At 65.9% G+C, this 21,153-nt stretch carries 16 protein-coding genes; 10 read left to right on the forward strand and 6 right to left on the reverse strand.

Going from position 1 to position 21,153, the window contains the following annotated elements:
* Nucleotides 1–22 precede the first annotated feature (22 nt).
* From OK349_RS19255 to OK349_RS19275, 5 genes are all read right to left on the reverse strand, one after another.
* On the reverse strand, nt 23–2,164 hold the full coding sequence (locus tag OK349_RS19255; protein WP_265119537.1) for a CehA/McbA family metallohydrolase domain-containing protein: 2,142 nt from the start codon (nt 2,162–2,164) through the stop codon (nt 23–25).
* 40 nt (nt 2,165–2,204) lie between these two features.
* Nucleotides 2,205–3,935: an arylsulfatase gene (locus OK349_RS19260; RefSeq protein ID WP_265119538.1), complete on the reverse strand. Its 1,731-nt coding sequence runs from the start codon at nt 3,933–3,935 to the stop codon at nt 2,205–2,207.
* Between the two features lie 94 nt (nt 3,936–4,029).
* Nucleotides 4,030–5,436 carry an alkaline phosphatase gene (gene phoA / locus OK349_RS19265; protein WP_265119539.1) on the reverse strand — a complete coding sequence of 469 codons (1,407 nt, stop codon included), beginning with the start codon at nt 5,434–5,436 and terminating at the stop codon, nt 4,030–4,032.
* An 18-nt stretch (nt 5,437–5,454) separates the two neighbouring features.
* Nucleotides 5,455–6,489: a phosphatidylinositol-specific phospholipase C1-like protein gene (locus OK349_RS19270; RefSeq protein WP_265119540.1), complete on the reverse strand. Its 1,035-nt coding sequence runs from the start codon at nt 6,487–6,489 to the stop codon at nt 5,455–5,457.
* A gap of 55 nt (nt 6,490–6,544) precedes the next feature.
* Entirely contained in the window at nt 6,545–9,295 is a 2,751-nt protein-coding gene (locus tag OK349_RS19275) for a TonB-dependent receptor (protein ID WP_265119541.1), read from the reverse strand.
* Between the two features lie 579 nt (nt 9,296–9,874).
* On the opposite strand from OK349_RS19275, the gene OK349_RS19280 reads away from it, so the two are divergent.
* The gene (locus tag OK349_RS19280) at nt 9,875–11,236 is read left to right on the forward strand and encodes an amidohydrolase family protein (protein ID WP_265119542.1); all 1,362 of its coding nucleotides are present in this window, start codon (nt 9,875–9,877) and stop codon (nt 11,234–11,236) included.
* Here the strand turns inward: OK349_RS19280 and OK349_RS19285 are convergent.
* Nucleotides 11,229–12,233: a LacI family DNA-binding transcriptional regulator gene (locus OK349_RS19285; protein ID WP_265119543.1), complete on the reverse strand. Its 1,005-nt coding sequence runs from the start codon at nt 12,231–12,233 to the stop codon at nt 11,229–11,231. The genes OK349_RS19280 and OK349_RS19285 overlap by 8 nt on opposite strands.
* A gap of 123 nt (nt 12,234–12,356) precedes the next feature.
* Here OK349_RS19285 and OK349_RS19290 point away from each other — a divergent pair, with 123 nt between their 5' ends.
* The 9 genes from OK349_RS19290 to OK349_RS19330 are packed head-to-tail and all read left to right on the forward strand — an operon-like array spanning nt 12,357 to nt 21,076.
* On the forward strand, nt 12,357–13,607 hold the full coding sequence (locus tag OK349_RS19290; RefSeq protein WP_265119544.1) for an MFS transporter: 1,251 nt from the start codon (nt 12,357–12,359) through the stop codon (nt 13,605–13,607).
* On the forward strand, nt 13,604–14,653 hold the full coding sequence (locus OK349_RS19295) for a sugar phosphate isomerase/epimerase family protein (protein WP_265119545.1): 1,050 nt from the start codon (nt 13,604–13,606) through the stop codon (nt 14,651–14,653). Before OK349_RS19290 ends, OK349_RS19295 begins: the two co-directional genes overlap by 4 nt.
* A 1-nt stretch (nt 14,654) precedes the next feature.
* Entirely contained in the window at nt 14,655–15,821 is a 1,167-nt protein-coding gene (locus tag OK349_RS19300; RefSeq protein WP_265119546.1) for a Gfo/Idh/MocA family protein, read from the forward strand.
* 43 nt (nt 15,822–15,864) lie between these two features.
* Nucleotides 15,865–16,254 (forward strand): c-type cytochrome, encoded by a 390-nt coding sequence (locus OK349_RS19305; protein ID WP_265119547.1) that lies wholly within the window; start codon nt 15,865–15,867, stop codon nt 16,252–16,254.
* A 38-nt stretch (nt 16,255–16,292) separates the two neighbouring features.
* Nucleotides 16,293–17,177: a hydroxypyruvate isomerase family protein gene (locus tag OK349_RS19310; RefSeq protein WP_265119548.1), complete on the forward strand. Its 885-nt coding sequence runs from the start codon at nt 16,293–16,295 to the stop codon at nt 17,175–17,177.
* Nucleotides 17,174–17,989, forward strand: coding sequence for a 3-keto-disaccharide hydrolase (locus OK349_RS19315; RefSeq protein WP_265119549.1), 816 nt, complete (start codon nt 17,174–17,176; stop codon nt 17,987–17,989). Before OK349_RS19310 ends, OK349_RS19315 begins: the two co-directional genes overlap by 4 nt.
* Complete coding sequence (locus OK349_RS19320; RefSeq protein WP_265119550.1) at nt 17,986–18,555, forward strand: gluconate 2-dehydrogenase subunit 3 family protein; 570 nt, start codon at nt 17,986–17,988, stop codon at nt 18,553–18,555. The genes OK349_RS19315 and OK349_RS19320 overlap by 4 nt, the downstream gene beginning before the upstream one ends.
* Nucleotides 18,552–19,379 (forward strand): sugar phosphate isomerase/epimerase family protein, encoded by an 828-nt coding sequence (locus tag OK349_RS19325; RefSeq protein ID WP_265119551.1) that lies wholly within the window; start codon nt 18,552–18,554, stop codon nt 19,377–19,379. Before OK349_RS19320 ends, OK349_RS19325 begins: the two co-directional genes overlap by 4 nt.
* A gap of 20 nt (nt 19,380–19,399) precedes the next feature.
* A complete protein-coding gene (locus OK349_RS19330) occupies nt 19,400–21,076 on the forward strand; it encodes a GMC family oxidoreductase (protein WP_265119552.1) in 1,677 nt (558 codons plus the stop codon).
* Nucleotides 21,077–21,153 lie beyond the last annotated feature (77 nt).

The raw sequence follows: 21,153 nt of genomic DNA on the forward strand, positions 1-21,153 counted from the left end.
TGTCGCCCCGGTTGGGCGTCGTTCATCTCGATTTCAGGAAAACGGGCGGGGTGTAGGCGCCGTTTCCGGCAATGTCCCACACTTCGATGCGCGCCCATTTACGGCCACGCAGGTCCACCCGCCGCTCGATCGCGCGGCTGCCGAATGGCGCGCCGTTCAGTTCGATGCGCTCGCGATGGATTCGTGCGCCGTCGCCGCTGACGATCTCGGCGAAGGCGGGCGGGAAGGTCCATTCGACGCGGGCGCGCACCAGCGTGTTCCTGCCGAACGTCGCCTCGCCGCCGCTCGCCGCGCCGTCGATCGTAAAGTCCGGGATCAGCACTTCGCCGGTGGTGGTGAAGAACCGGCCGCCCCGCAGCGCATCGAGCACCGGCGCCCAGCCATCGGCATAACGGGGCAGCGGGCCGTCGAGCCGGAGATAGTTGACGTTCATATGGGCATAGAACTCGCTCTCGTCCGTGAGCTGGAACACGTCCACTTCGCCCGGTGCGAATTTGCGTTCGGATGCCGCCGCTGCCCAATTGTTCATGTCGTCGAGCGTGTCGAGCACGCGCCGGCCTAGCCGCGGCTCGGCATAGTCCGCCGGCATCGCCTTCCACGCGCCGCCGAGGAAGCGGTCGCTGCGGAAGAAGGGCGTGTCCCGATGCTTGTCCGGAAAGCCGAACGAGCCCTTGATCCGCGGATGCGCGGTCCACATCAGCCCGCGCTCGGCCTCCATCAGCTTGAGCACATCCTCGGGCGAGCCGACATGATAGACCTTGCCCAGCTGGGGATCATTCTCGACGAACGGCTGGCCTTGCTTGCGGTCGAGCGTCCAGTAGACGGGCCGGGGGAAGAAGCTGATCCAGTGCCCGCCGAGATGGACGTTGGGTTCCTCGCCGGGCAGCAGCAGCAGCCGGTCGTCGGAAAGCCGCGCGGTTTCCGCATGCATCGTCCGGAGCAGAGTCAGCCGGTCGCCCGCCCGGTCGAGCGCCTTGCGCGGCAGATGCAGCTCGGCGAGATGCACGATCTCGACGTTCATGTCCTTGAAGCGCTTGACGAAGGCTGGCGATTCCAGGCCATCGGGCACGCCCGTCGCCTGCTGGAACCGCGCCGCATTCAAATACGCTTCGGTGTGCTCGACATGATAATGGCTGGTGAAGGTACGATAGCCGTCGAGCGCCTTGAACCGGTCGCCCCGCGTATAGGCGAGCGCGGCGCGTGTCGCGCTGCCCGCATCGCCGCCGTCGGGCAGCAGGAAGACGCCCATGTCCTGCACCGATCCGGGCGGCGCGTTGACCCATGGCACCCAGCGCCCGTCCCCCTCCAGCGTCTGGCGCACGCCGAAGCCGGTGCGGCCGGTGAGGTTGCGATAATCGCTGCCGTACCAGGCCGAATTGTCGTTGTTCGCATAGTCGAGCGGGTAGTAGAATTGATGCGGCGGCGGCACGATGCCGAGCGCGCCGCCCGATTTCCCCTCCGCCACGATCATGCGCGCGCGCACCTTGGGCGAAACCGCCGGGCCGCGCATGGCGGCGCCGGTGCGGCGCACGATCGCGTCGGCGGTATCGGTATAGGCGATCGCGCGCCATGGCGCCGGCGCGGATGCCGGGACGGTCAGTCCCGCGTCGAACGTGTAGGCGGTCGCCGGGCGCGGTGTCGACATCGCCATCGCCGCGCGGATCAGGCGCGATCCAGGGTAGAGGGTGAACTGATAGCTGCCGGAGAACGGCCCGGCGGTCGCGCCGGTCACGGTTACCGTCGTATAGTCTCCCGCGGCGCGAATGCGGATGGTGTCGCGCGACAGGGTAAGCGGGAAGCTGTCGAACGCGCGCTCGCGCGGATTGTCGAAGAAGACGGTCCAGCCTTGCTTGAGGTCGCGCGTGCCGACGGTGACCACGCCTGCCGGATCGATGTCGGCGATCACGGTCCTGCCGGCGATGGCGATGCCGCGGATCAGGGCCTTGTGGCGGTCGAGCGACAGCGTCAGCTGGCCGCGCTCACCCTCTCCCGATGGCCAGTCGAGGGTTACTTCGTCGCCGGTACGGACCAGCCGCACGTCGCCGGGCAGTGCGTGGCGCGGCCGGTCCAGAACGGAAAGATCACCCGCCTGCGCGCTGGCCGCGTGACTCCATCCGAAGGCGACGATCAGCCAAATTGCCGCGCCTAGCCATTTCCGGGTCACGCTGCTCTCCTCTGCTCCATCGCCGCTGGCATCACCCGTCCTAGCGGTTGCGTCTCCGCTTTCTGCCAGCGGGCCGGTTTGGACCTTCGGTCGCTGCCGTCCTGAGCGGAGCGCCCCAGTCGGTGCGGCGGACGTCGTCGGTCCATTCGTCGACAAAGGTGCGCTCGGCCCATTTGTCCCAGGTCGCGGCCATCGCGGCCAGCCGCGGCGCCTGCGCCTGGGCCAGATCCGTGCGCTCGGTACGGTCGGCGTCCATATCGAACAGCTGCCACGGATAGCCGAGCCGCTTGACTGCTTTCCACCGCCCGTCGCGCACGGCGCGATTGCCCTCGTGCGCCCAGAAGAGCGGCTTGCCGCGCGCGATCGATTGACCTTTCAGCAAGGGGGCCAGGCTGGTGCCTTCCATCGGCAGGATCGCGTTCCCGCCGAACGTCTTGGGATAGCTCGCCCCGGTCAGCTCCAGCACCGTCGGCATGATGTCGATCACCTGCCCGGGCGTGCGCTCGAGCTGGCCGCGGCGATTGGCCGCAATCCCCGCGGGCCAGTGCGCGACCAGCGGGGTGGCGATGCCGCCTTCATGCGTGAAATGCTTGAAGGTGCGGAACGGCGTGTTCTGCAGTCCGGCCCAGTTCATGCCCGTCCAGGTGTCGCTGGCCGGACCGCCCCATGGCGCCTGACCGGTACGGCCGCGCGGCCCGGATTCGGCGTTGCCGCCATTGTCGGACATGACCAAGATCAGCGTGTTGTCGAGCTCACCGGTCGCCTTGAGGTGCGCGGTGAGCCGGCCGACCGCGGCGTCGATGCGCGTGATCGCCGCCGCATAGACCGCCATGATCCGGTCGAAACGGATCTTGTCCGCTTCGGAGAGCGAATCCCATTCGTCGCCATCGTCCGACAGTTCGCCAAGGCCCGTATTGGGGCCGATCAGCCCCATTGCCTGCTGCCGCTTGAAGCGCTCGGCGCGCAGCTTGTCCCACCCGGCGCGATATTTGCCGACGAACTTCTCGATATCGGCCTGCGGCGCCATCAGCGGGAAATGCGGCGCGACATGCGCCAGGTAGAGGAAGAAGGGCTTCTTCTTCTCGCGCGCCTCATCGATGTAGCGGATGCCCCAGTCGGTCCACAGATCGGTGCCGTACCAGTTCTTGCCGAGCGACGGATCGTTCAGTTCGACCCGCTTGCCGTCGCGCAGCAGGAAGCGCGAGCCGCGCCCCGCCTTGCCGAACCGCTGATCGGAAAAATAGATGCCGCCGGCCCCCGCCGACAGCGACCGGTCGAACCCGCGCGTTTCAGGCGTCGTCCCGGGCTTGTTGCCCAGATGCCACTTGCCGGTGAAGGCGGTCATATATCCCGCACCTTGCAGCAGTTGCGCGATCGTGACGCTGCGCTCGTGAAGCCGGCCGAACGTGCCGCGCGACTCCGGCTCGATCTTGCCCGACAGATAGCCCATCCCGGCCTGGTGCGGGTTGAGCCCCGTTAGCAACGCCGCGCGCGTCGGGCTGCATCGCGCGTTGTTGTAGAATTGGGTGAACCGCAGTCCGCCGCTCGCGAGCGCGTCGATATTGGGAGTAGGGATCTCGCCGCCATAGCAGCCGAAGTCGGAGAACCCCATGTCGTCGACCAGGATCACGACGACGTTGGGCGCACGCCCCCCTTGCGCCGATTGCGGGCGCATACCCGCCGCAGCGTCGGCGATCCCGCTTATGCTCGAAAGCATCGAGCCCGCCAGCGCAAGGCCGATGGTCTTCATGAGGGTACGGCGCGCGGTCATAAGGCTCCCCCAGATCGATATATCTATATATCTTATAAATCTGGAGATTCGTCGCATGCAACCGCGCATGTGTCGCAAAATGTCTCAGCGATGCTCAATCGAGTTTGAGCGCGCCCCGGATGATGTAGTGCAGGTCGGTCTGATCGAGCAGGCCGCTGACATTGACAGCGTGCGGACCATAGGCGGCGATGCGCAATTGCGTGCCCGTATGGGCCTGCGATCCTTCTTCCGCCGTGCCGTACGTCACCGTCATCACGTCGCCTTCGCGCGTGTTCAGCGCGGCACTCAGGCCGGGTGCGCGGGTGCCGTTGCCGACGATCTGGCTGGTATGTGCGTGATCGGCGGTGACGATGACCAGCGTGTGCCCGTCGGCCTCGGCGAACTCCAGCGCGACCTGGACCGCTTCGTCGAGGTCCACCGTCTCGCCGATCTGGCCGCAGGGATTGGCGGCATGGTCCTGCTTGTCGATCGAAGCGCCTTCGACCTGGAGGAAGAAGCCCCTGGGCTTGTCCTTCAGCAACGCGATCGCCTTGCGGGTCATCGCTGCCAGCGTCGGCGTGGCCGCGGTGCGGTCGGCATTGGGCTGGCAGGTGATCGCGGGCTGGTCGATATTGCCGTGATGGCTGGCGCGGGGTCCGGTCCAGCGCACCGGCATATTGCCTTCGGCGAACAGGCCGATCAGCGGCTGCTTGTCGTCGGCGCGGCTCACCGCCTCAAGCTCCGCAGCGTTGCGTACGACGCGATACCCGCGCGCCTGCGCTTGCTGGAACAGCGTCTTGCCCTTCCACTTGCCTGCCTTTGCGGTCTCGGCGAAGCTTGCCGCGCCCCCGCCGAGCACCAGGTCGGCGCGCGTGTCGAGCAACTGCTCGGTGATCGATCCGGCGCCGCCATTCTCCAGCGCGTTCTGCGGGCAGGTCTTGCTGGTCGCTGCAGGGGCATAGCAGCTGCGAAAGGCGACATGGGCGATCAGCGCGGCGGGAGTCGCGTCCTGGATCTCGGCGGTCGAGACATTGCCGGTGGCAAGCCCCGCCGCCCGGGCGCGCTCGAGCAGCGTAGCGTGCGGCTTGCCTCGGATGTCGACGCCGATCGCGCCGTTATAGCTTTTGACGCCTGACGCCCATGCGGTCGCCGACGCGGCGCTGTCCGTCACGTAATCGGGTTTGCCGGTCTCCCGGTCGAGCGAATAATGGGTATACTGGCCCGTGAAGGGCAGCGCGTCGATGCCCTTGAAATAGCCGCCAGCCCCTTCCGCATAATTGCGCGCGACGGTGATTTCCGAATCGCCCATACCGTCGCCGATCAGCAGGATGACGTTGCGCACCTCCGCCTCGGCGCTCAGCTTGCGATAGGTCTCGCGCATGTCCCCGGCGAGCCGCCGCGCACCACCGGGCTCACGCACATCGCCGCGCGCGCCACGCGCCAGATCGGGCCCGGCTTCCTGCGCGAACGCGGACTGGCTGGTGAGGGCAAGCAGGGCGGTCAGGGCGATGCGCGAGATCATCGATGATACTCCGAAGGGTCAGTTGGTCGGTTCGGTGATGGCGCCGCCGCATCCTTGCGGCCGGCGAACCGGGTTGCACAGCGCCACGGCGCCGCCAGGCATCGTCACGCGATAGCCACCGGCGAAACGCGGATCGGGCCAGAGATAGTCGGTCGAGATATACTGCGCGCCGCTCTTGAACGCCGCGTCGCGCGGACCGGTGTCGTTGGTCCGGGCTTCGCGGGTATTGGCGTCGGCGCGGGTGCGGACGAGGAAGTTGGCCTTGACCGCTCGGGCGATGCGATCGGCATCGCGCACCGGCTCGTTGAGCGTCAGATAGGCAGCGGCCGGCGATTGCTCGTCGGTGTTGACGAAGAACACGCGCCCTTCGAGCGATTTGCGCGCGCCGCGATAGAGTGCGACCTTGGCTGGCGTTTCATCCAGCGCGAAGAGGAACTTGCCGCGCGAACCTTCGAGTGTCGGCCAGTTGTTGGCGAGCACCGCCTCGCGGAGCGTCGGATAGTTCCCCTGGACATCGTCGGGCACGATCAGTTTCGACGGCGCAAGCACCGAGCGGACCTCGGCATCGAGCGCGTCATAGGCGGCCTCGCTATAGGGTTCGCCCTTGATGAAGCGGCCATTGTCGTTGGTGTTGAACATCAGCAGGATCGGGACGTGCCCTGGATGCGCGTCGGACCAGGCGCGGATGATCGTCAGGCACTGGACCAGCGTGACGCAGTTCGAGCGGTTGTCGAACCCGGCCATGTGCTGGACCTTGAAGCCCGGCCGCTGCATCGCGGGATCGGTCGATCCGTCGGCATAGAGCCCGCCCTTGGGATCGTACCAGATGTCGAGTTCGAGCTGCCGCGCGCCTGCGTCGAGCTGCTCGACGATCGGGCGGTGTGTGTAATCGAGCGCGTTGGCGCTGTCCGCTGACGCCTTGCGCAGCATCTCCATGCGCTCGGCCGGCATCGCCAGTTTATAGCTATTGTGCGTGCCGATCATCACCAGGTCGTTGATGCGGATCGGGGCATCGGCAGTGGCGACGGCGAGCGGGGCGAGCAGCCAGAACATACGGCCTCCGAATAGGTGGACCGGCATGCCGCACGGGCACGCCGGTCCAGAAGGGTCAGAACTGCGCCCGGACGCCCAGGCTGATGCGGCTTCCCGAAAATTCGTACATGGTCGGGAAGGACGGATCCATCGTATAGCCCGTGGTCTTCGCATTCCCCACATTGATGCCCTGAAGCTCGACGCGGAAGTTGCGAGTGACCTGATAACTGGCCGCAATGTCAAACTGGCCGTAGGCGTCGCGATAGACCGGATACATGTTCCGTTCGATCCGCTCCACATAGGCGCCCTTGCGATTGTACGACACGCGCAGCGACAGCGGGCCCTTATCGTAGAACACGGTGGCGTTGTACGTGTTGTCGGCCAGTCCGATCGGCGAGGTCGGCACGCCGAGATCGGACTGCCCGGTCAGCGAGCTGTCGAGGAAGGTGACGTTGGCGTTGACGCCGAAACCGTCCGCCCAGTCCGCGAACATGCCGAACGGGATCACCGCGTTGAGCTCGATGCCGCTCACGTCGTACGAACCTTCGGCATTGACCGGCTGATAGACGTCGAAGTCGTACACGCCGTTGACCGTGCCGTTGGCATTGTACACCGTCACATTGGGCACTTCGCCGGTCAGACGGCTCTGCACCACACCCTTGATCTTCTTCCAGAAATAGGACGCGGCCAGGATGCCGCCGCCGCCAAGATACTTCTCGACGCCGACTTCCCATTGATCGGCATAGGTGGGCTTCAGGCCAGGATTGCCGTCGGTGTACCGGAAGCTGCTGTAGCTCGCGGTGCGCTTGTAGGCGAGGTCGGTCAGCGCCGGGCGGATCAGCGTCTGCGACGCGGCCGCGCGCAGATACAGGGTGTCGGTCAGCTCGGCGTGCGCGTTGAACGACGGCAGGAACTTTTCGTAGCGGCCCTCGCTCGCCACCGGCTCCGGGGTGAGACCGGTCGTGCCATTCGGATTCTGGACCTGGTGAAAGCCCTCCGAACGGATGGTGGTGCGCAGGTAGCGGCCGCCCAGATTGACGAACACCGGCACCACGATATCGAACTCGAAATCGACCATCGCATAGCCGGCCAGCGTCTCTTCCTGGACCTTATAATAGTTGGCATTGCCGAACGGCGTCACGAACCCGTCGGGACGGAAGAAGTCGCGGGCATATTCGTTCGAGATCTGTGCCCAGCTGAGGTTGCGCGCCTGGTAGTCCTTGCCACCGACGATATCGATCACATTGGTCAGCGGGCTCGCGCCGAGCGTGCGGGTGTTGACATAGGCGATGCTGCCGCGCGTCGGACCCTGGATCTTCTCTTCGCCATATTGGCGCTCATTGGTCTTGTTGGTGTAGCGGCCGCCGAAGCTGAAGCGCTTGAGCACCGACGAATCGAAGCCGTAGCTCACATCGAGCTGGGCGGCATATTTGTCGTCCTTGATCTGCTCGCGCGTGGTCTCGTAGGCCTCGAACAGATAGGCGTTCGGCGCATTGTACATGTCGATCGTGCGCGGATTGGCGCTCGGGATCGTCTCGCCGCCATGCTCGGTATAGCGGGTACGCGACGGCGCATAGGCGACGTGCTTGAGATTGGCATAGTCGAGGATCTTCCTGGCGCCAGAATAACCGCCCAGCGCATTGATCTTCCAGTTGCCGGTTTCCCAGTTCATCTCGCCGCCGAACTGGCGATAGTCGGTCTCGTTGATATATTCCTTGCTCAGGAATTCATGCTGAGTGTTGGTGTAGGAAACGTCGCGCAGCACGATGATGCCGGCGTCGGACAGCGTCGTCTTGTCCGCCTCGTGGATGGTCTCGAGCGTCGAGTTGCTCGATGCCGAATAGCCCGCGGCGTCATATTCGTCCTCGACCGTGTCGTAGGAGCCGATGAAGGCGTCGAAGGCGAGGCTGAAGCTGTCGCTTGGCTTGTACTGGATCGAGCCCGACAGGCCGAGCCGGTCCTGGTCGTTCTGATAGACGCGGTCGCCGACCTTATCGAGGAACACGATCTTGTTCTTCATCGCGTCGGTGAAGGTGACGCCGGCATCGCGCTGAAGCACGGCGATCGCCTGGCTGCGATAGGTGCTTCCGGCGCGATCGGTCCAGCGCGCGATCGGGCGGAAGTTGATGCCCGAATTCGAATCGGTGCGGTTGGTGCGCTGCTGCTTGGCGACCGAGACCAGCACGCCGAAATCGCCGAAGGTGTTGCTGGCGAGGAACGAGAAGTTCGGGTCGATCTTTTCGGAGATCGAGTTGTACGCGCCCTCCGCGCTGCCGACGAGACGCAGGCCGGGATTGTCGAACGGACGCGCGGTGCGGATCGAGACCGAGCCGGCGATGCCGCCTTCCTCGTCCGCCGCGGTCGGCGACTTCTGCACGGTGACCGACTGGATCAGTTCGGAGGCGAAGATGTCGAACTCGACATCGCGGCCGCCCGATCCCGACGCGGTGGCGAGCTTGTTGATTGAGACGAAGGTGAACTCGCTCGGCAGGCCGCGGACGTTGACGCGCGTGCCGAGGCCCCGTTCCCGCTCGATCGTCACGCCGGGCACACGCTGGAGCGCTTCGGACAGGTTCTGCTCGGGGAAGTCGGCAATGTCGGTGGCGACGATCGAATCCGAGAAGCCGACAGTTTCGCGTTTCATGTCGATCGCCTCTTCCAGGCTGCGGCGATAGCCCGAAACCACGATCTCTTCGCCGGCATCGGCTTCGCTGGCCGTGGTCGGAGCGTCGGTCTGTGCGATGGCCGGGACGATCGTCAGGGCTGCGACCGCCACTCCGGCGAGGAGATGCGTCGCGCGCCCGAACCGACTGAATTTGTCGTGCATGTCTAACCCTTTTTTGATTTTGCGGACATTGGCGTCCGGTGTTTCTTGATGGCGAGCGGCTGCGGGCCCTGACCTCTGGAGGGAGCGGGCTGCGGCAACTCTCGTGAGTGCTCGTCGTGTGGCGCTCAGCGACCGGCCGGCCTCAGCGCGCCTGTTATCTCCCCAAGCCGGATGGGCATTTCTGACGGATTCGGCACGCGTGCTGCGGCAAGTTGCCGCGCACCCGAACCCCTCCACGATGCATCGCGCCTTACAGCGCCGATGATCGGCGAATTGCCGTTTTCAGCTTGATTGCTTCCCCATCCGGCTCGCAATGCCCGGTGCGCAAGAGATGTGACGCCGTTGTGACGATCGGACTGATTACCCGCCGATAGCGGCCACCAGCCCATCGCCTGAACGAAGTGCGGGTTTCAGGATCATCCGAGCTGGCGATTGCTCGAGCGGCGAACCTGACAAACTGTCCTGCGGATGTTAGCTTCCGGTCGCGGATCGCGAACGATCCGCGACCGGAAGGAGAGCGTTCCCATGCCACGCTTCGCCTCTCTCAATGCGCGCGTCCCACTCGTCCTTTTTGCGCTCATGCTGCTGATCGCGGCCGCGTTCGTTGCGCTGCGAGGCACGGCATCGGATGCGAAGGAAACGGGCCAGTCGATCGCCTTTGTCGGCGTCAATGTGGTGCCGATGGATCGCGAGCGCGTGCTCGCAAACCAGACCGTGGTGGTGCGGGGCGGGCGGATCGTGTCGATGGCGCCGGCGTCCACCGCGAGCATCCCGGCAGGCGCGCGCCGGATCGAAGGCAAGGGGCGCTGGCTGATGCCCGGTCTGGCGGAGATGCACGGGCATGTGCCCGGTCCGGAGGAACCGGCCTATCGCGACGACATGCTGTTCCTCTACCTTGCGAATGGCGTCACGACCGTGCGCAACATGGCCGGGAATGCGTCGCATCTTGCTTTGCGCGACCGCATCGCGGCGGGGGAGCTGCTTGGCCCGACACTCTATACGGCGAGTCCCTGGCTGAGCGCAGCGGCCGCCGGCACGCCCGACAAGGCGCGCCAAGCGGTGCGGGATTATCGCGCGGCGGGATATGACCTCATCAAGATCGGCAGCGTGCCACGCGACGCGTATCTCGCGATGGCCGACGCCGCGAATGCGATCAAAATGCCGTTCGGCGGCCATATTCCCGAAGAAGTCCGGCTCACCGACGCGCTCGCCAGCCGGCAGACCTCGATCGATCACCTCGATCGCTATGTCGAGTTTCTGGTTCCGGAAGGCACCGATACTGCGGGGCGGCCGAGCGGTTTCTTCGGCAGCGGCTGGGTGCAGTTCGCCGATGCGCGCCGTATCCCCGATGCCGTGCGGCGCACGATCACCGCCGGCACCTGGAATGTGCCGACATTGAGCCTGGTCGAGCATCTGGCTTCGTCCGAGACGCCCGAGGCGATGATCGCCTGGCCGGAAATGCGCTACATGCCCAAACGCTTGCTGGATGGCTGGGCAAAGGCGAAGCGCGAGTTCGCCGCGCGCCCCGATTTCCAGCCGGATGCGGCGCGCTGGCTGGTGGAGCTACGGCGCCGTCTGCTGCGCGAGCTTCATGCCGCGGGGGCGCCGATCGCGCTCGGCTCGGACGCACCGCAATTCTTCAACGTGCCGGGCTTTTCGATCCATCACGAGATGCGGATGATGCAGGCGGCGGGACTCTCGCCCTATCAGGTCCTCGCGACCGGAACGCGCGAGGCGGCACGCTATTTCGGCCCGGACGCGCGCTTCGGCACGATCGCGCCGGGGCAGCGCGCCGACCTGATCCTGCTGACCGCGAACCCGCTCGAACAGCTGGCCAATGTCGAGCGGCGCGCTGGAGTGATGGTGCGCGGACGCTGGTTGCCTGAGAGCGAAATCCAGGCACGTCTCGAGAAGATCGCCGCGGCGGCCAGGACTAACTGAGACGGACCGCCCGGGTGCTGTCGCGGACAACCAACTCGTGCGGCAAGGTGATCTGCCGGACCGGGCTTTCCGGATCGCGCAAGATCTCGACGAGCAGCTCGACGGTCCGGCGGCCGATCATCCCCTTGGGCTGGGCAATGGTGGTGAGCGCGGGCTGAAAGAAACGGGCCGTAGGCAGATCGTCGAAACCGACCACCGAGACATGTCCGGGGCAGGTAAGTCCGGCCGCGCCGATCGCGCTGATCGCGCCCATCGCCATCTCGTCACTGAAGCAGAAGATCGCGCTGACGTTGTGCGCGAGCAGGTCGCCGGCCTGCTCGCACGCCAGCTTCGCCGAATAGTCGCCGGTCCGTACCTGCAGACGATCCTGCAGACCGTGGCGCGTGGCGATCTCCATCGCGCCGGAAAGACGGTCGTGGCTGATCGGGCTGACCAAAGGCCCCGTGATGATGCCGATATCGCGATGGCCGAGTGCGATCAGGTGCTCGACGGCATCCCCGCTGGCCGCGGCATTGTCGATATGCACGCTCGGGACGCCGAGTTCCGGGCTGTATTCGCAGCCGTTGACGACCGGCGCCGCAAGGCCCGGCCGGGAGAGGAGCGGACCGAGATTTTCCGGCAACCGGTGGCCGAGAAAGATGAGCCCATCCACCTCGCGGCGCGACAGCATCTCCGCATATTGATCCTCGACCTGCGGGTCGTGCCGGGTGTCGCCGACCACGACCGCATAGCCCGCGTCGCGTGCCGCTTCCTCTGCGCCGCGGATCACGCTGGCGAAGAACGGGTTGGAGATGTCGGGCACCGTCAGGAGGATCTTGGCGGCGCGCAAGGTGCGCAGCGTCCGCGCCGCGACGTTCGGGGAATAGCCCAGCGATTGAACGACCTCGAGGACGCGCTGGCGCGTCGCTTCCGCCACCCGCTCGGGCTGACTCAATACGCGCGAAACCGTGGCAGTGGAGACGCCCGCGACCGCGGCGACGTCGATAATCGTTGGCATCGTGGCTTCATGTCGCTTGCCGCGCAGCCTGTCGACAAAATTCGATGTAATCCTTTACACCGGCGTTCGACTTGCTTAGCCTGAGTCGCGAAAAGAACGAAACGGGTGAGGGAAGGGGATCGCATGGCCACCGCCAACGAAGCGCTGGATGCTGCCTCGCATCGGGTATCGGGAATGCTGATGGGGCGGCTCAGCGCCCTCATGTTCATGCAGTTCTTCGTGTGGGGCGCATGGGCGGTCACGCTCGGACTGGTCATGCAGACCGTCGGGATCGGCAATCTCATCGCCAACGCCTTTTCGGTCGGTCCGATCGCCTCGATTGCCGGGTCCTTCCTGCTCGGCATGGCCGCGACCCGCTATCTCAGCCCCAAGGCGCTGATGGTGATCCTCCATCTGGCCGGCGGCGCGATCCTGCTGGCACTGCCGGCGCTGCTGACGCCGGAGACGGGCAGCACCTTCGTCTGGGTGCTGCTCGGCTACATGATCCTCTACATGCCGACCGTCGGCCTCGCGAATACGATCGCGCTGAAGAGCCTGGGCGAGCGTGATGACCGCTTCCCCTTCGTTCGGGCCTTCGGCACGCTCGGCTGGATCGTCGCCGGCCTGATCATCGGCTGGGCGGCGCTGTCGGCCAGCCCCGAGATCTTCCGCGTGGCGGCAATCGTGTCGATCGCGCTCGGCATCTATTGCCTGACACTTCCCGCCGTTGCGCCCGATGCGCCGCGCGAGGAGTCACTGGTGCGCCAGGTGCTGTGCGTCGAGGCGTTCGGCCTGATGCGGCAGCGCTCCTACCTGATCTTCGTGGTCTGCGCGACGCTGATCTCGATCCCGCTCGCCATGTATTACGCCTATGCCTCGGCCTATATCGGTGCGGCGGGCATCACCAACGTTGGCGGCACGATGTCGATTGGGCAGATGTCCGAACTGGCGTTCATGTTCTCGATGCCGTGGCTGTATCGCCGGTTCGGCGTGAAGCCGCTGCTGCTGGTGGGCATGGCGGCGTGGGCGCTGCGCTATGCGCTGTTCGCGATCGGCGACGGTGGTGGATCGCTGTGGGCGATCTATCTCGGCGTGGCGCTGCACGGGGTTTGTTACGACTTCTTCTTCGTCGCCGGCGCGATCTACACCGGCACCATCGCCACGCCCAAGGGTGTGAACGCCCAGGCGCAGGGGATGCTGACCCTGTTCACCTATGGCGTGGGCATGCTGCTCGGCTCGCAGATCGGGGGCCTGCTCTACGCGCAGTTGCCCGCGGCGCCGACGATTGCCGACTGGCAGCAGATGTGGTGGTATCCGGCGATCGCGGCCGCGGTCATCACCGTGCTGTTCCAGCTCCTGTTCCGCGATGACAGCAAGAAGGAAACCGCCGCATGAGCGCGATGAAGGGCCCCGCGATCTTCCTCGCCCAGTTCATGGGTGACACCGCGCCATTCGATACGCTCGACGGGCTCGCCAAATGGGCCGCCGGCCTCGGCTATATTGGTGTCCAGATCCCGTGCGATCCGCGCCTGATCGACCTGAAGCTGGCTGCGGAGAGCAAGGCGTATTGCGACGACCTGCGTGGCCGGCTCGTCGGCTATGGCGTCGAGCCGACCGAGTTGTCGACTCATCTGCAAGGCCAGCTGGTGGCGGTGCATCCCGCCTATGACCAGCTCTTCGACGGGTTCGCCCCGCCCGAGCTGCACGGCAAGCCGGCGGAGCGCCAGGTCTGGGCCGTCGAGCAGGTCAAGCTCGCCGCCAAGGCGAGCGCCAATCTCGGGCTCAAGGCGCATGCGACCTTCTCCGGGGCGCTCGCCTGGCCCTATGTCTATCCCTGGCCGCAGCGGCCGGCCGGGCTGGTCGAGGAAGCCTTTGCCGAACTCGCCCGGCGCTGGGTTCCGATCCTCGACGTGTTCGAGGAAGCGGGCGTCGATTGCGCCTTCGAGATCCATCCGGGCGAGGATATCCACGACGGCGCGACCTGGGAGCGTTTCCTCGCCGCGGTCAACAATCACCCGCGGGCGCGCATCTTGTTCGACCCGTCGCATTACGTGTTGCAGCAGCTCGACTATCTCGACTTCATCGACCGCTATCATGACCGCATTTCGTGCTTCCATGTGAAGGACGCCGAGTTCAACCCGACCGGACGCACCGGCGTCTATGGCGGCTATGAGAACTGGGTGGATCGTGCCGGCCGCTTCCGCTCGCTCGGCGACGGGCAGGTCGATTTCGTCGGCATCTTCAGCAAGCTGGCGCAATATGGCTATGGCGGCTGGGCCGTGCTCGAATGGGAGTGTGCGCTCAAGCACCCGGAGGATGGCGCCCGCGAGGGCGCGCCGTTCATCCGCGACCACATCATCCGTCTGACCGAGCGGTCCTTCGACGATTTCGCAGCCAGCGGGATCGACCGGGACGCGATCCGCGCGCTGCTGGGGCTCTAGAATGGTGCGACAGCCTCTTCGACTTGGCATGGTGGGGGGCGGCGAGGGCGCGTTCATCGGCGCCGTCCATCGCATTGCCGCTGCAATCGATGGGGAGTGGCGGATGACCGCCGGCGCCTTCAGCACCGATGCCGGCCGCAATGTGCGGACCGGCGAGGCGCTCGGGCTCGATCCGCAGCGCGTGTACGATACGTTCGAGCAATTGGTGGAACACGAGCGCGCATTGCCGCCGGAGGCGCGGGTCGACGCGATCGCGATCGTCACGCCCAACCACCTCCATGCCCCGGTGGCGATCGCCGCGCTCGACGCGGGCTTTCACGTGCTGTGCGAAAAGCCGATGGCGATGAGCGTGGCGGAGGCCGAGGCCATCGCACGGTCGGCGAAGGCGAGCGGGCGGCTGTTCGGGCTGGCCTTCACTTATGCCGGCTACCCGCTGGTGGAGGAGGCGCGCATTCGCGTCGCGCGCGGTGATCTCGGTGCGATCCGGCTGGTGCAGGCGGAGTATCTGCAGGGCTGGCTCAGCCGGCCGATCGACCAGGACGGGCACAAGCAGGCCGAATGGCGCACCGATCCCGCGCGGGCGGGGATCGGCGGATGCCTGGGCGACATCGGTACCCATGCATTCCAGCTTGCCGAGCATGTCTCCGGCCTGCGGACGGACGCGGTGTGCGCGGAGCTGACGACGCATGTGCCGGGGCGGCTGCTGGACGACGATGTGAGCGCGCTGCTGCGCTTCGGCGGCGGCGCACGCGGCGTGCTCAAGGCCAGCCAGGTCGCGGCCGGCGAAGAGAATGGCCTCAAGCTGCGGGTCTATGGCGAGCTTGGCGGGCTCGAATGGTCGCAGATGGAGCCGAACACGCTGATCCTGCGCTGGCTCGACCGGCCGGCGGAAATCGTGCGGACGGGCGGCCCCGGCCTCGACCCGCACACCGTTGCGTTGACCCGGACCCCGGCGGGGCATCCGGAAGGCTATCTCGAGGCATTTGCCAACATCTACCGCGCGTTCGCGGCTGCGGCTCGGCACGGCGGACTTGCATCGGAGATCGCGCCTGGTACGCAAGACTGGTTCCCCGGTCTCGCCGACGGGCTGCGCACGATGCGTTTCGTCGAGACGGTTGCCGCCAATGCGGCATCGGACGCAAAATGGACCGCGATCGAGAGCGGATGACGCGGCCATCCGCCGGACGAGATACGAGATTGGGAGAGACGAGATGAAGTTTGTAGCGGGTCTGGCAACGGGAGCGGTAGCGCTAACAGGATTGGGCGCGGCGCTCGCGCCAAGCTTTGCCCAGACCAAGCCGGCCGCATCACCGCCGGCCTTTGCCGCGTGCCGCGCCTGTCATACCACCAACAAGGGCGGCAAGAACGGGCTCGGTCCCAATCTCTATGGGATCATTGGAAGGCCCGCCGCATCGGTGCCCGGCGTCAGCTACTCCGCGGCGCTCAAGAGCTCGAAGCTGAAATGGGATGAAAAGACGCTGGACGCGTTCCTCGCCAATCCTTCCAAGAAGGTCCCCGGCACGCGAATGCCGATCGGCACGCCCGATCCCGCCAAGCGCGCCGCGATCATCGCCTATCTGAAAGCCGAGAGCGCGAAGTGATGCCGCCGATCGCACGCCGAAGCTTGCTCGCGGGAAGCATGGCTCTGCCGCTCGTCGGACTGGCGCGCGCGCAGGGTTCCACGTCCAACGCCGCGCGTTTCTCGCTCGCCTATGCGCCGCACGAGGGCAGCTTCGCGAGCCGGGGCGGTCGGATCGAGCAGATTGCCTTCGCTGCCGATCAGGGCTTCCGGGCCTGGGAAGACAATGAGGCGGGCGCCCGCCCGGTCGACGAGCAGGAACAGATGGCAAAGGCCCTTGCCCAGCGCGGCATGCGGATGGGCGTGTTCGTCGCCAGCATGCCGAATTGGTCGCAATCGCGGCCGCTGCTCGGCGGCAATGACGATGCCGAGCGCGAGGCCTTCCTCGCCGACATCCGCAAGGCGGTCGACGTCTCCAAACGGCTGAACGCGACGCAGATGACGGTGGTGACGGGGTTCCTCGATCCGCGCGTCCCGGTCGACATCCAGACCGCGCGCGTCATCGACGTCATGCGCCGCGCAGGCGACATTATGGCGCCGCACAAGCTGACGATGGTGATGGAGCCGCTGAACACGCGCACCAACCACCCCGGAGTATATATGCAGACGATCGCGCAGGGCTATGCCGTGGCGCGCGGCGTCAACAGCCCGGCGGTGAAGATACTTGCCGATCTCTATCACGAGCAGATCCAGTCGGGGAATTTGATCCCGGCGCTCGAGACCTGCTGGAGCGAGATCGCCTATCTCCAGTTCGGCGACAATCCCGGCCGCAAGGAGCCAGGCACCGGCGAGGTCAATTATGCGACGATCGTCCGCTGGCTCCGCGCCAAGGGCTATACTGGCGTGATCGGCATGGAGCACGGCAATTCGGTCGCGGGCCGCGCTGGCGAGGACCGCCTGATCGCCGCCTATCGTATCATCGATCGACAAGGAGGAGAGGCATGACGCGCATGCGCATGGCCGGTTGCGTAATCGCCGGATGGATCGCGATCGCGAGCGCATCCGCGCAGGAGAAGCCGGGATTCAAGGACACGCCGATGCTGCCCGACGGCAAGTGGCGCGTACATGACGCGGACCGGCCGGCGCCTGCGGTGGTGACGCCGGCAGCGGCGCCGGGCGGTGCCCCTTCTGACGCGATCGTCCTGTCCGCGGACGCGTGGCAGGCTCAGCTGGTGCCATGGACCGTCGCCGACGGCGCGATCACGGTTCCCACCCGTCCGCCGGGCGGGGGCGACAACAATCTCGTCTCGCGCCAGAGCTTTGGGGACGTCCAGCTCCACCTCGAATTCCGCTCGCCCAATCCGCCGAAGGATGCATCGCAGGATCGCGGCAACAGCGGCATCTGGTTCATGCAGCGCTATGAGGTCCAGATCCTCGACGCCTATCAGAATCCGACCTATGCCGACGGCACGGTTGGCGCCGTCTATGGGTGGAAACCGCCGCTGGTGATTGCCGCGCGCAAGCCCGGCGAGTGGCAAAGCTACGACATCATATTCGAACGGCCTCGCTTTGCGGCGGACGGCAAGCTGCTGCGCCCGGCCCATGTCACGGTCTTCCTCAACGGCGTGCTGGTGCAGAACCGTCAGGCGCTGCTCGGCACCACGGTCTGGCGCAAGGTTGCCGCCTATCAGCCGCACCCTGATGCGGCGCCGCTGCAACTGCAGGACCACGGATCGCCGGTCTCGTTCCGCAACATCTGGGTGCGTCCGTTGCCCGAGGCCGCAATCCCGCAAGATCTTCCCGGAGAAGCCAAATGATCAACCGTAGAACCGCCCTGGCGGGCGTGGCGAGCATGTTCGGCGCGTCGCTCTTCGCGCCACTCGCCCGCGCGGCCGGCGCTGGGCCGGGTGGGGATATCCCCATCATATCGGAAGGGCCGCCCAGCGTGCGAGTGTTCACGCCCGCCCAGCGCGCGGCGATGACCGCGCTGAGCGACCGCGTCATCCCGACGACCGACACGCCCGGCGCGATCGCCGCCGGGGTGCCGGATTTCATCGAGAAGATGCTGGCCGACTGGGCCTCGCCCGGCGATCGCGTGCCGATCATTGCGGGGCTCGACGCGATCGAGGCGCGCAGCATGCGCGACTATGGCGTGCCGGCGGCCAAGGCGAGCGCGGAGCAGCAGGACGCGCTGCTGACGCTGGCGATGAACAAGCAATTGCCTGAAGCCAGCGGCTTCTTCGAGCCGTTCCGGCAGCTCGTCATCGCCGGCTACTACACGTCCGAGATCGGGATGACGCAGGAGCGCGAATATCTCCCGGTGCCGGGCGAGTATAACGGCGAATTTCTCTATTCGCAGGTCAATAAGGTGTATTCCTCATGATCGGCCGCAGAACGATGCTCGCAGGCGCTGCGGGCGCCGCCGCCCTTGCCTGTTTCCCGGCGGCCGCCGCGCAACGCCGGGCGATCGGCCTGCAGCTCTATACCCTGCGCGAGATCTTCGCGAAGGACCCGGTGAAGACGCTCGAGCAGGTTGCCGCCATCGGCTATCGCGAGGTCGAGTTCGGCGGGGGCGGCTATGACGCGATGGATCCCGTCATGCTGCGCGGGACGCTCGACCGGCTGGGCCTCAAGGCGCCGTCGATCCATGTCGGCTATGACGCGCTGCTCAACCAGTTCGACCGGCAAGTCACCCTTGCCAAGGCGCTCGGTGCCGACACGATCGTCCTGCCGTACATGACGGCGGAGCATCGCACCGGCCCGGCTTGGCGGACGGCGCTGCCAAACATCAGCCGCTTCGCGGGGGAGCTAAAGAAGGCCGGACTCGGCTTCGCCTACCACAACCATGATTTCGAGTTCACCGAGAAGCCGGACGGGGTCAGCCTGTTCGACCAGCTGCTCAAGGAAACCGATCCCTCGCTCGTGAAGATCGAGCTGGATATCTTCTGGGCGGTGAAGGCCGGTGAGGATGCGGGCGCGCTGATCGACCGGTTGTCGAGCCGGCTCTACGGCTATCACGTCAAGGACATGCGCGCCGATGGCGGCATGGTCGCGGTAGGGGCGGGCACCATCGATTTCGCCGCGCTGTTCAAGCGGAAGGGCAGTGCCGGCGTTCGCCATTTCTATGTCGAGAATGACCAGGCGCCAGCGCCCTATCTTCCCGATATCACGACGAGTTTCCAGACGCTGCGCGCGCTGCGGTTCTGACCGGACAGGAGAGTAAGGTTATGGCTTCGACCAACAGGTTTGATGCGATCGTCATCGGGTCCGGGGTGAGCGGCGGCTTCGCTGCGAAAGAGCTTACCGAGAAAGGCCTGCGCGTCCTCATGCTCGATCGCGGCGTGATGGTCGAGCATGGTGAGGACTACACCTATGACGGCAAGCTGGCCTATGAGGTTCCGGCGCGCAACATGATGCCCAAGCCGCTGATCGAGAGCGACTATTTCATCGCCAAGCACGGCTATGTCGCGCCCAGCAACCGGCGCTTTTACAATGACGACCGGCTGAACCCCTATGCCTTTGACGAGGGCAGCAAATTCTACTGGATCCGGCCCGGTGCGGTCGGCGGCAAATCGCTGATCTGGGGGCGCTGGAGCTTCCGCTGGAGCCCCGCGGACTTCGAGGCGAACAAGCGCGACGGCATCGATGGCGACTGGCCGATCCGCTATGACGATCTCGCGCCGTGGTACAGCTATGTCGAGAAATATATCGGCGTCTCCGGCTCGCGGGAGAATCTGTCCGAGCTTCCCGACAGCGAGTTTCAGCCGCCAGTGCCGATGAACATCGCCGAAAAATGGGTCAAGCAGCGGCTCGAAGCCCAATTCCCCGGCCGCAAACTCATCAACGCGCGCCTGTCCAACATCACCGAAGACAAGCCCGAGCAGAACCGCACGAAATGCCAGTTCCGCGCCCAATGCGGCAATGGCTGTGCGTTCGGCGCCTATTTCTCGACCCAGGCGGTGACGCTGCCGGCGGCACGCGCGACCGGGCGGCTGACGCTGCGGGCCGACGCGGTCGTCACCAATCTTGAATATGATCCGGTGAAGAAGCGCGTGACTGGGGTGCGCTTCATCGATGCGAAGACCCGCCAGGCAGAGGTGGTCAACGCCGACCTGGTCTTCCTGTGCGCCTCGGCGATGGCCTCGACCCAGATCCTGATGAACTCGCGCCCGGCGGGCAGCGGGCGCAGTCATTTCGATTCGAGCGGGACGCTCGGCAAATATGTGATGGATCACATCTTCCGCGTCGGGATCGAGGGCGAAATCCCGGGGATGACCGAATATATCGAATATGGCCGCCGGCCGGGCGGCATCTACATCCCGCGTTTCCGCAACGTCGGGGACAACGAGGACGTCGGCTTCAAGCGCGGCTATGGTTATCAGGGCGGCGCCCACCGTCCCCCCGCGGCACCGGTCGGTTTCGGCGCGTCGATGAAGCAGGGCATGCGCAAATACGCGCCCTGGAAGTTCCACATCGGCGCGTTCGGCGAATGCCTCCCCTATCGCGACAACAATGTCTCCCTGCACGCGGACAAGGTCGACCGCTTCGGCGTTCCGCTGATGCGCTTCGACGTCCGTTTCCGCGAAAACGAGCTGCGGATGATGGCGGACGCCCGAGCGCAAGGCGAGGTCATGCTCAAGGCTGCGGGCCTGAGCAACGTCACCAGCTGGGCAGGCGAGCATGTGCCTGGCGACGCCATCCACGAAATGGGCGGCGCGCGCATGGGCACCGACCCACGTGCATCGGTGCTCAACGGTTGGAGCCAGGCGCACGACGCCTCGAACCTGTACGTGACCGACGGCGCGCAGATGGCGTCCGTGTCCTGCGTGAACCCTTCGCTCACCTTCATGGCGCTCACCGTTCGGGCGGCCGATCATGCGGTCAAAGGGCTTCGAAATGCCTAGGCGGGGCGCAGAGCGAGAACGGTAGATCCTCTGTCAGCGGCCATTATTGGCCATCAGGCGAGCGCGACGATGCCTCC

This window comes from Sphingomonas sp. BT-65 (genome assembly GCF_026107375.2).
Lineage (GTDB): Bacteria > Pseudomonadota > Alphaproteobacteria > Sphingomonadales > Sphingomonadaceae > Sphingomonas.